Annotated in this window: 10 protein-coding genes and 1 tRNA gene; 8 read left to right on the top strand and 3 right to left on the bottom strand. The window is 49.7% G+C overall.

Features of this window, described 5'->3' with window-relative positions; all coding sequences use genetic code 11:
- Positions 1-14 precede the first annotated feature (14 nt).
- The 7 genes from mtrB to LLF78_00065 are packed head-to-tail and all read left to right on the top strand — an operon-like array spanning position 15 to position 7386.
- Positions 15-278: a trp RNA-binding attenuation protein MtrB gene (mtrB, locus tag LLF78_00095; GenBank protein ID MCE5200904.1), complete on the top strand. Its 264-nt coding sequence runs from the start codon at positions 15-17 to the stop codon at positions 276-278.
- Positions 278-2035 carry a pyruvate kinase gene (pyk, locus tag LLF78_00090; protein MCE5200903.1) on the top strand — a complete coding sequence of 586 codons (1758 nt, stop codon included), beginning with the start codon at positions 278-280 and terminating at the stop codon, positions 2033-2035. The genes mtrB and pyk overlap by 1 nt, the downstream gene beginning before the upstream one ends.
- Positions 2035-2877 (top strand): deoxyribonuclease IV, encoded by an 843-nt coding sequence (locus LLF78_00085; GenBank protein MCE5200902.1) that lies wholly within the window; start codon positions 2035-2037, stop codon positions 2875-2877. Before pyk ends, LLF78_00085 begins: the two co-directional genes overlap by 1 nt.
- Positions 2878-2937: 60 nt before the next feature.
- Entirely contained in the window at positions 2938-3768 is an 831-nt protein-coding gene (gene cdaA / locus LLF78_00080) for a diadenylate cyclase CdaA (protein ID MCE5200901.1), read from the top strand.
- Entirely contained in the window at positions 3758-5086 is a 1329-nt protein-coding gene (locus tag LLF78_00075) for a hypothetical protein (GenBank protein MCE5200900.1), read from the top strand. The genes cdaA and LLF78_00075 overlap by 11 nt, the downstream gene beginning before the upstream one ends.
- A gap of 40 nt (positions 5087-5126) precedes the next feature.
- Positions 5127-6506, top strand: a complete 1380-nt coding sequence (gene glmM / locus LLF78_00070; protein ID MCE5200899.1) for a phosphoglucosamine mutase — start codon at positions 5127-5129, stop codon at positions 6504-6506.
- A 1-nt stretch (position 6507) separates the two neighbouring features.
- Positions 6508-7386 (top strand): UTP--glucose-1-phosphate uridylyltransferase, encoded by an 879-nt coding sequence (locus tag LLF78_00065; protein MCE5200898.1) that lies wholly within the window; start codon positions 6508-6510, stop codon positions 7384-7386.
- Between the two features lie 69 nt (positions 7387-7455).
- Here the strand turns inward: LLF78_00065 and LLF78_00060 are convergent, their stop codons facing one another.
- The 3 genes from LLF78_00060 to LLF78_00050 are packed head-to-tail and all read right to left on the bottom strand — an operon-like array spanning position 7456 to position 9566.
- On the bottom strand, positions 7456-8568 hold the full coding sequence (locus LLF78_00060) for a hypothetical protein (protein ID MCE5200897.1): 1113 nt from the start codon (positions 8566-8568) through the stop codon (positions 7456-7458).
- Between the two features lie 29 nt (positions 8569-8597).
- On the bottom strand, positions 8598-9125 hold the full coding sequence (locus LLF78_00055) for a CPBP family intramembrane metalloprotease (protein MCE5200896.1): 528 nt from the start codon (positions 9123-9125) through the stop codon (positions 8598-8600).
- A 6-nt stretch (positions 9126-9131) separates the two neighbouring features.
- Positions 9132-9566, bottom strand: coding sequence for a transcriptional repressor (locus LLF78_00050; GenBank protein ID MCE5200895.1), 435 nt, complete (start codon positions 9564-9566; stop codon positions 9132-9134).
- A 144-nt stretch (positions 9567-9710) separates the two neighbouring features.
- On the opposite strand from LLF78_00050, the gene LLF78_00045 reads away from it, so the two are divergent.
- Positions 9711-9784: transfer RNA gene (locus LLF78_00045), tRNA-Gln, on the top strand.
- The last annotated feature ends 1 nt before the right edge of the window (position 9785 follow it).

The raw sequence follows: 9785 nt of genomic DNA, 5'->3' as shown, positions 1-9785 counted from the left end.
GGAGTGATCCGGTTATGTCCCATCAGCAGGAAGATTGCAGCAATGCAGGCGGGGATTATATAGTTGTTAAGGCGCTTGAAAACGGAGTGACAGTGACCGGCGTTACAAGGGGAGCCGAGAACAAATTTCTGCACACTGAAAAACTAGATGATGGCGAAATCTGGATCGCCCAGTTTACCGAGCACATCTCTGCCATGAAGATCCGAGGAGCCGCCTCTGTCTTCACAAAACACGGGGAGATAAAGAGCGGGAAGCAAGGGGGGCATGAATATAACTGATGAACACTTCTGAACGCAAGGTTAAAATTGTCTGCACGATGGGGCCTACTTGTTGGGAATACAGCTGCATGTATGCGATGGCTGAAGCCGGGATGAACGTTGCCAGGCTCAATTTCAGCCACGGCGACTATGCCTCGCATGAAAAAACGATAGAAACTGTAAGGGCAGTTGAACAGGAACGTCAGACTCCGATAGCGACATTGCTGGACACGAAGGGGCCTGAGATCCGTACCGGCTTTCTTGTCGGCCACCGCAATATCACGCTGACGGCAGGGGATACATTTGTGCTGCGTACCGACGACAGGGATGGGGACATTACCGGTGTTTCTGTGGATTATGGACCGCTTTACAAAGAAATATCAGAAGGACAGCATATTTTCATAGACGATGGATCCCTGCACCTCTGCGCTGAGTCCATATCACCTGATGGAATTGTCTGCCGTGTGGTGGTCGGAGGTGAGCTTGGAGAGAGGAAAGGTGTAAACGTACCTGGAGCGGACCTTTCTGTTCCTACGCTCACTGAAAAAGATGTCAGCGATATATGCTGGGGTATAGAGCATGGCGTTGATTACATCGCGGTCTCGTTTGTCCGTACCAAGGACGACATAATGGAAGTTCGCCGCGTACTTGAAAGGGAGCATGGTTCAGCAAAGATAATAGCTAAGATGGAGACAAGGCAGTCCGTTGATAATATTGACGGGATATTGACCGTTGCCGACGGCATAATGGTCGCGAGAGGCGATCTTGGGGTAGAAATACCGACGGAAGACGTCCCTATGGTACAAAAAGAAATCATAGAAAAATGCCGTTCACAGGGTAAGCCGGTTATAGTCGCCACACAGATGCTTGATTCTATGATCCGCAACCCCAGGCCTACGAGAGCCGAGGCCAGTGATGTGGCCAATGCGGTTATAGACGGAGCCGATGCCGTTATGCTCTCAGGGGAGACGGCAAACGGGAAGTATCCGCTTGAATCTGTCCAGACTATGAATAAAATTATCATGCGTACAGAGCGCGAACTCGAAGTCTGGCAGAGGACGCCTAAGTCGTTCAGCAATAACAGCGAAATCGCGGATGCAGTGAGCCATGCAGCCAAAGATATTTCCAGCATAGTCAAAGCGGCGGCGATAATTTCACTTACGAGCAGCGGCGGCACTGCCAGGATGATCAGCAAGTATCGGCCTGTCTGCCAGATAATAGCGGTGACGCCCTCTTTAAGCACATGGAGGGCCCTCTCTCTTGTATGGGGGGTAATGCCGGTGATATGCCCCTTCATCTCTGATCTTGAAACATCTGTTGAGACGGCCATATCGATTATTCAGGATGAGGGCCTTGTAGAGGCCGGCCAAAATGTTGTTCTCACCACAGGAGTCCCCCTCGGAGAACCTGGAAGCACGAATATGGTGCAGGTGCACACAGTAGGCCAGGTAGTAGGAAAAGGACTTTCCCTTGTGAGACGTAAGGTGACAGGTATAGCCCATAAGGCTGCGACTGCGGAAGAGGCGCTTGAAAAGATGGCATCAGGCGGCATTCTTGTCATCAGAAAGTCTACCAGGGAATATATCCCTGCAATTGAAAGAGCTGCCGGAGTAGTTACGGAAGAGGGCGGATTCACGAGCCATGCCGGTATTGTGACCCTTAACCTTGGGCTTCCATGCATAGTCGGGGCCGCAGGTATATTTGATGCCGTAGAAGACGGGATGACGTTGACGGTGGATGGCATCAGGGGGCTTGTTTATCTGGAGCGCTATAAATAGTGGCGTGGATCGGAGCTCACATCTCTGTTGCAGGCGGGCTGTGCAGGGCTTTTGAGCGTGCCGATGCAATAGGATGCGAATCAATGCAGATTTTTACGCGTAACCAGAGGCAGTGGCAGAACAGCAGTCTCTCATTTAAGGAGATAGATGATTTTTACCGGGCATCAAGGTCAAGTTCAGTGAAAGCCGTTGTGTCACATGCGTCTTATCTCATAAATCTCGCAGGAGCGCCTGATGTGAGGACACGCAGCGTAACGGCCCTCATAGAGGAAATTAAGCGATGCCACCAGCTTGGTATAGATGATACGGTCCTGCATCCGGGGTTTGCCGGTGGTGAAAGTCCGGAAATCGCCATTAAAAAAATATCGGAATCATTGATGAGGGTCCTTGATGCGACATCAGATTCCCGTGTGCGCATTCTTCTTGAGACGATGGCGGGTCAGGGATCAGCGATCGGAGGGGATATAGCTCAGTTTTCGCGGCTTCTTGACCTGGTCGGCGATCATCCGAGGATCTCCTTCTGCGTTGACCTTTGCCATGTATTTGCCGCAGGCTATGAAATACGCACAGAGGAATCTTACAGCAGGTTTATTTCCATGCTGAGCAAGTATGTAGGATTGGAAAACGTGCATTGCTGGCATTTAAGCGACAGCAGGATGAACAAAGGCAGCCGGAAAGACAGGCATGCCCATCTTGGGCAGGGAGAGATAGGTCTGGGGCCGTTTTCAATGCTTCTTGGGGATGAACATTTCAGTGAAATTCCAGCTATACTGGAGACACCGAAAGACGGTTGGGGGGATGAGGGCAATCTTTCTATCCTGCGCAAACTCAGAGGGTCTTAGGTGATAATATTCTAGGTGTTGTGTTACAAAAATATTGCAGATGCGGGAGGAGGTGCTGAATTGCCGTTTTTTGAACTGCGCTGGCAGGACATCCCCGACATACTTATAGTTGCCTTTATTATATACAGGGTCCTTATGCTTCTTGTCGGCACACGCGCGATGCAGCTTCTCCGAGGTGTATTGATAATAGGGGTTATTGGTGCCCTTGCAAATATTCTGGAGTTTCGCAGCCTTTCGTGGATCATAGCCAAAATACTGAGCGCTTTTATAATCGTGATACCGATCCTTTTTCAGCCGGAACTCAGGCATATGCTTGAAGAACTGGGCAAGGGACATCTGTGGAGGATCAACAGGGACGAGGCAGGTCTTGATGTAAGGGCAGATCAGCTGGCAAAGGCACTTCTCTACTGTCAGTCTCAGAGGATAGGAGCGCTCTGTGTGTTACAGCGCAGCACCAGCCTCAAAGAAGTCTGGCGTACTGCCGTGCTTCTGAAAGCCGATATAACCGAAGAGCTTCTGGTCTCTATATTCTGGCCTGGAACGCCTCTGCATGACGGCGCGGTAGTCATTGATCAGCTTAGTGTCGTCGCCGCAGGATGTTACCTGCCACTGACAGAGAAGACAGATATATCAAGATGGTATGGTACCAGGCATAGGGCTGCGCTTGGCGTGACGGAGATGTCTGATGCTATGGCCCTCGTCGTTTCAGAGGAACGGGGCGAGATAACAGTCGCTGTCAGCGGGCGCCTTTCTAAACCACTCAATGAATCTCAGATCCGCAGGATCTGTACGCATTATTTCAGCAATGAAGGCAGAGAATCGAACTTTATGGAGAGGCTGAGAGAAGAAATACAGCAACAATGGCCGGGAAGCGTGCATCATGATGAATAAAATCAAAGAATACATCAAAGAAAAATTAAATAAATTAAATAAAACAGAGGGGACGACAGATAATAATGTAAGGTTTTTCCGGTTAAAACGTTTTCTGCTCGATATTAAGGGGCAGCCGCAGCTTCACACTAAGCTCTTCCTCTATAGTGTCTCAATAATTATATCTGTCTTTATCTGGGCGTTTGTAGCATGGAACGGCAATACCGACGGAACAAGGAGCATGTCTGTGCAGATACAGTATAATAACCTGCCCCGCGGTTATTCGATGTTTAACAAAACAAGGACCGTACAACTGAAGCTTGCCGGACGTATCAACGCCCTTTCCCGTTTAGAGCCTAATGACGTCACGGCACAGGTCGATCTTCAGGGGCTTCAGATAGGCAAATACAGCCTGCCTATAAAGATCGATGCTCCGTCGCATGTAAGGATCAGGAGCTGGGATCCTCTCACTGCGGAGGTTGAAATATACAGACATGTGGAGAGGACAATACCCATAACATGGAAGGTCGATGGTGAGCCCCCTGAAGGAATGGTAATCGCATCTGTGGATATTAAGCCTGCAGAGGCCATACTCAGCGGACCAGAGACAGATGTCCTGACCGTACAGGCGGTAAATGCCGTTATCCCTGCGGACAAACTCAAAACATCCGGTCAACTTCGTGTGCCTCTTAAGATATTTGGCGTTGATGAGGGAAGATCAGATAGATTTACTCTTGTTCCGTTATATGTAAATGCGTCAGTATCACTGGAACGCGAAACCGTAGGAGAGATGGTCCCTGTTAAGGTTTCTGTAATAGGGGAGCCGGCTGATGGGTTTCAGATAGATTCCGTCACTGTAGTGCCTGACCATGTGACGATCAGCGGACGCCCGACCGCTGTACAGAAAATGCAGTCGCTTGTCCTTCCCCCGGTAGACATAACAGGGCTTGATCAGGATCTTCAGCTTATGCTCCCGCTGCGTCCCGGAGATATCGACCCTGATCTGGAGATAACTGGGCCTGACAGAGCCAAAGTTGAGATCAGGATACGTAAAAAAATGGCGGTGAAAAATTATTACAACGTTGGAATAATGATAGAGGGCAATACCCCCGGCAAGGAATGGAAGATATCGCCTGAGTCGGTCAATATAACTATCGAGGGGACCCAGTTGGCATTGGAGTCGCTGCAGGGCGGAAATGTACCGTGTGAGCTTTACATTGACGTCTCGAACATAGTCTCAAGGAAAGTAGAACTTCCTGTGCTGGTAAAAGGCCTCAGAAAAGATTTTCAGGTAGTGAAGATAGAGCCGGAACAGGTAACAGTCACTGCGTTGGACTGATTTGGAGCCGGTATGATCCTGCTTTAAGGAGAGTGTCTTTATGGATATTGGGAATGCAAAAAAAATACGCCGTCTATTTGGGACGGATGGCGTGAGGGACATCGCCAATCATGGGATGATGACCCCAGAAGCAGCCCTTAAACTTGGCAGAGCGTATGTCCTGTTTCTTAAAAGCCGTGGGGCTAAAAGTCCTCATATCGCAGTCGGCAGGGATACAAGACATTCCGGCACTATGCTGGAGTCGGCGCTGGCTGCCGGCATTACCTCTGCCGGCGCCGATGTTTCCGTGCTCGGTGTCATCCCCACACCCGGGGTAAGTTTTGCCGTCGCACACAATCCATTTGACGGGGGAGCTGTTATAAGCGCCTCGCACAACCCGGCGGAATATAACGGCATAAAATTCCTGGACAAAGACGGATTTAAACTTACTGACGATGATGAAATAGAGATAGAAGAGATGCTGGACGAGGCAGGATCATCCGCAGTCCGTCCCACGCATGGCAACATCGGCCGTATTTTTGACGGGGAACACTATACAGGCGAATACGTCAAGGCGCTTCTTGATCTGATGAGCGGGGTCAAAATCAGGGATTATCGTGTGGCAGTGGATTCGGCCAACGGGGCTGCCTCGGCAATAGTATCCCAACTGTTTGAAAAATGGGGCGGGAAAGTTACACTTCTTGCCAACGAACCTGATGGGATGAACATAAATGACGGTGTCGGTGTCACCCACATGGATTACCTCTGTGCAGAAACTGTCAAAAACGGTGTTGAGATAGGTATAGCATACGATGGCGACACAGACAGAGTTCTCATGTGTGATTCAAAAGGGAGGGTGATCGACGGGGATATCATCCTCTGGGTAATAGGAAGATGGCTTGCAAAAAAGGGGACCCTCGGTTCCGGACTTGTCGCCACTGTTATGAGCAACATGGTACTTGAGGACCTTCTTCTCGAAGATGACATAAAGGTCTTTCGCTGCGGGGTAGGTGATCGTTATGTACTTGATACGATGCGCAGGGAGGAGTGTCGTCTCGGCGGCGAACAGTCCGGCCACATTATAGCGCTTGATTATGCCAATACGGGCGACGGCCTCTGCTCAGGGACTCTTTTTCTGAATGCTTTGGCAGAACTTGAAGAGGATGTCTCCACGTTGGTGGACAGATTTAATAAATATCCCCAGGTGCTGCGCAACCTCAGGATAAAGGACAAGTCAGTGGTTATGAACAGCCCGAGGCTTGCAAAGGCCGCAGCAGAGGTTGAATCCATGCTGGCAGGGAAGGGCAGGATGTTGCTGCGTCCTTCGGGTACCGAGCCTCTCGTCAGAATATTTGTGGAATCGCGCGACGCGGATCTGATGAACAGAGCGGCGGATATACTTCAGGAAACTATAACTGAGATCATTACAATGGAGGGATGACATGTCTGATTTTACACCGATAAGAAAGGCGGTTTTCCCTGTTGCCGGACTTGGGACACGGTTTTTACCGGCGACAAAGGATATACCAAAGGAGATGCTCCCGCTGATAGACAGGCCTCTCATCCATCACGGGGTGGATGAGGCGGTTGCGTCAGGGTGTACGGATATCATTTTTGTTACAGGCACAGGTAAGGAGACTATACGTCAATACTTCCAGCATTCAGAATTTTTGGAGAGTCGCCTTCTGGAACAGGGTAAAGACGATCTTGCAAAACTTATACATGATATCCCCAGGCTGGCCAGCTTCTGTTATGCCATGCAGGATGAGCCGCTTGGGTTAGGTCATGCGGTTTTGTGTGCGGAGGAGTTCTGCAGTGATGAATTTTTTGGTCTTATCCTTCCTGATGACGTAATGATTGCCGATCCGACTGTACTGCTGCAGCTTGATGCGGTGAGGGGGAAATACGGAAGTTCTGTGCTGAGCCTTGAAAAAGTTGAGCACGAGGATACAAATAGGTACGGGATAGTCGACGCCATTGAGGTTGAGCCCGGGGTGTTCAAGATAAACGGTCTTGTTGAAAAACCTGATCCGGAAAATGCACCGTCGGATCTTGCCATTATGGGCAGATATGTGCTTTCTCCTGCTATATTCAGCCACCTGCGCGGCATAAAGCCTGGCAAAGCCGGGGAATATCAGCTTACAGACGCCATCGGGTCACTGTTGAAAGAAGAGCCGGTTTACGGTGTGGTATATAAAGGAAGGCGTCTTGACTGCGGTATACGTGAAGGCTGGATAAAGGCCACTATCGTAAAAGCGCTTGAAATTCCGGAGTTGCGCGAAATAGTGATCAGCACACTCAGGGAAGAAAAAATAATATAATGGAAGAGAGATCAAAGTAACCGACAGGGCAAGGGCTGTGAAAATCAACAGACATTGCCCTGTCGGTTGCTATTTCTGAGGCTCATCGGTGAACGGGAAATAGATTTTCAGGTGCGTTATATTTTTAAGCGCATAGTCGACGCGGCCCGAGACTATGGGCATGGGCTGCCATGGTCCTCCGTTCACCCTTGCGATTATCAGTGATTTTCTTCCGTATGTTGACCATATATCCCAGAGTTTTTCTCCTTCAAATGGTCCTGGGACAAGAGCGCCCTTGAAAAGGGGGAAAGTAGCAGCCATCGGGGAAGATCCGTCCGCAGGTCCGGCTATAAGCCACTGAGTCATGTCCCATGCCCCCTGCATCTCTTTGGATTTAAGGGCATGATCCCAAGGGATGATCTGGAAGCCTCCGACCTGTCCCACCGGCGACGTGCTGAAATCTATGACCCCGCAGTGGTTTGCGCGGAGTGTCCCCGCCCTCTGGAAAAGTGTTCCCTCGAAGCGTCCGGTGCCCGCCAGCGGTTTTATAACGCGCCCTATGATTTTGGATCCGGTTCCTGACCATTCCGTTATGCGTCCGCCCGGTCTGTTTTCGATCTCAACCATATAAGGCAGGGTTTTTTTCAAAACTGTAATTATAAGAGTGTCGCCTTTTTGGGGCAGATCGTCTTTCCCCAGCGGCGTCCTTTCCATACTGCCGTTTCGAACTATAGATACTTCAGACCCTACAGGCGGAGCGAATGCCCCGAATATGCCGGAAGATGCCTTTGAGGATATCACTATTGATGCGCCGGGGCCTGCTGCAGGCGCTATCGTCTCCTTCGGGATCATGCTCATGGTCCGTCCTTTTTCTTTTTCGACGGAGACCAGCAGATGTATCGCATTTACGGCGGATGCGCAGACCTCTCCCGGTCTGCCCCACGCGCTCGCCGTATAGCTTGGCCAGCGTGTGTCAGTCGGAAGCGCGATCACGGCACCGATCTCCCTATGCTCTTCGCCCGGATAAGATACGACGACAGGACTGCCCTCTATCATTTCAATGCTTATCTCAAAGAGAGCGGCATCAGAATTTGCTGATGAGACTTGTGGCGCAGTCAGAAGAAAGATGGCTATAAAAGAAACATATAAAACTGTCCAAATATTATGATTATGGTGCCTTCGGCAGATAAGATCATGTCCCATATAAGACAATATAATCCCCCCAGATGGTCTTAAAAGGGCGATGGGAAAAACCAGATAGCCCATACATTACCCAGAAAGTGAAATAGTATCGAAGGAAATATATTCCCATACCTCTCCCTCAACGTGCCCATGATAAGCCCGGGGAAAAAAGTTGCAAGCGAAATTACGCTGGGAGCTGCAATCAGATGTATAGGTGCGAATATTAAATTTGTGATTACAATGGCCGCAAAAGCGGACAGCTTTCTGCGCAGGATAGGCTGTACCCAGCCGCGGAAGAATGTTTCCTCGATTATTGCAGCGGCAAGCCCTGATGCCAGCATGCTCATGACCATTCCCGGCGTCCTGCTGTGCGGCAGTGTGTCCCATGGCCAGTACAGCGCCACAGGCGTGAGTATGGACAATACTCCTGCGGACACGAGGAGCGTCTGCAGGATAGAGTCCTTATCGTATACCCATCTTAACCCATATTCGTCGATGCTTTCTTTTCTAACCCGGCACCATATATAAGGCCAATAAAGCAGGAAGATGCCTGCTAGCATGGGTGCGGCATTGCGCATGAAAAGTTATTCTTCTGAGATATCCGAGCAGTCGGAACACATCCCGTAGAAGAATACCTCCGCCTGCTGTATCTGAGCTATATCGTTCCTGGCAGTTGCTGCGGAACGGAACAGTATGTCTTCATCGATATTAAGATCTACAAGTTTGCCGCATTTTTTACAGAGAAAATGTCCGTGAAGTGTCGTCGTTGGGTCGAAATAGACCCTTTTTTCATTGATGCTCAATATTTTTAAAAGACCTGCATCGGCGAGAAGCTGCGCCGTGCTGTATACTGTAGCAACAGACATCGTAGGATACTCCGTGACCAGCTCGCGATAAAGAGAATCAGCCGACGGGTGGTCGGTGCGGCCTTCCAGCTTTTTGAGTATGGCTATGCGCTGCGCAGTGATTTTTGCTCCCTTTTCCCGAAGAACTGAAATCCCATCGTTCAAAGTCCACATAATATTTTGTCCCCCATCTTCCAAATATAGCTAAATCAAATTGATTATAAATGCTACAGACTATTTTGTACATTCTGAGATGAAAGTTCCATGTTGGACTTGCCTAAATTTAAACATAGAGGCTATAATGACCGTTGCACATTGTGGGGTGTAGCCAAGCGGCAAGGCAGCGGACTTTGGATCCGCCATCGATGGTTCGAATCCATCCACCCCAGCCAT

Source organism: Synergistaceae bacterium (genome assembly GCA_021372895.1).
In the GTDB taxonomy this organism is placed as follows: Bacteria; Synergistota; Synergistia; order Synergistales; family Synergistaceae; genus JAJFTP01.
Note: the sequence above shows the minus strand (reverse complement) of the source record. Positions and strands in the feature narration are given on the sequence as shown.

Coding starts and splice junctions, on each gene's coding strand:
- mtrB (MCE5200904.1), top strand. CDS start 15: ATGTCCCATCAGCAGGAAGATTGCAGCAATGCAGGCGGGGATTATATA.
- pyk (MCE5200903.1), top strand. CDS start 278: ATGAACACTTCTGAACGCAAGGTTAAAATTGTCTGCACGATGGGGCCT.
- LLF78_00075 (MCE5200900.1), top strand. CDS start 3,758: ATGATGAATAAAATCAAAGAATACATCAAAGAAAAATTAAATAAATTA.
- glmM (MCE5200899.1), top strand. CDS start 5,127: ATGGATATTGGGAATGCAAAAAAAATACGCCGTCTATTTGGGACGGAT.
- LLF78_00065 (MCE5200898.1), top strand. CDS start 6,508: ATGTCTGATTTTACACCGATAAGAAAGGCGGTTTTCCCTGTTGCCGGA.
- LLF78_00060 (MCE5200897.1), bottom strand. CDS start 8,568: ATGGGACATGATCTTATCTGCCGAAGGCACCATAATCATAATATTTGG.
- LLF78_00055 (MCE5200896.1), bottom strand. CDS start 9,125: ATGCGCAATGCCGCACCCATGCTAGCAGGCATCTTCCTGCTTTATTGG.
- LLF78_00050 (MCE5200895.1), bottom strand. CDS start 9,566: ATGTGGACTTTGAACGATGGGATTTCAGTTCTTCGGGAAAAGGGAGCA.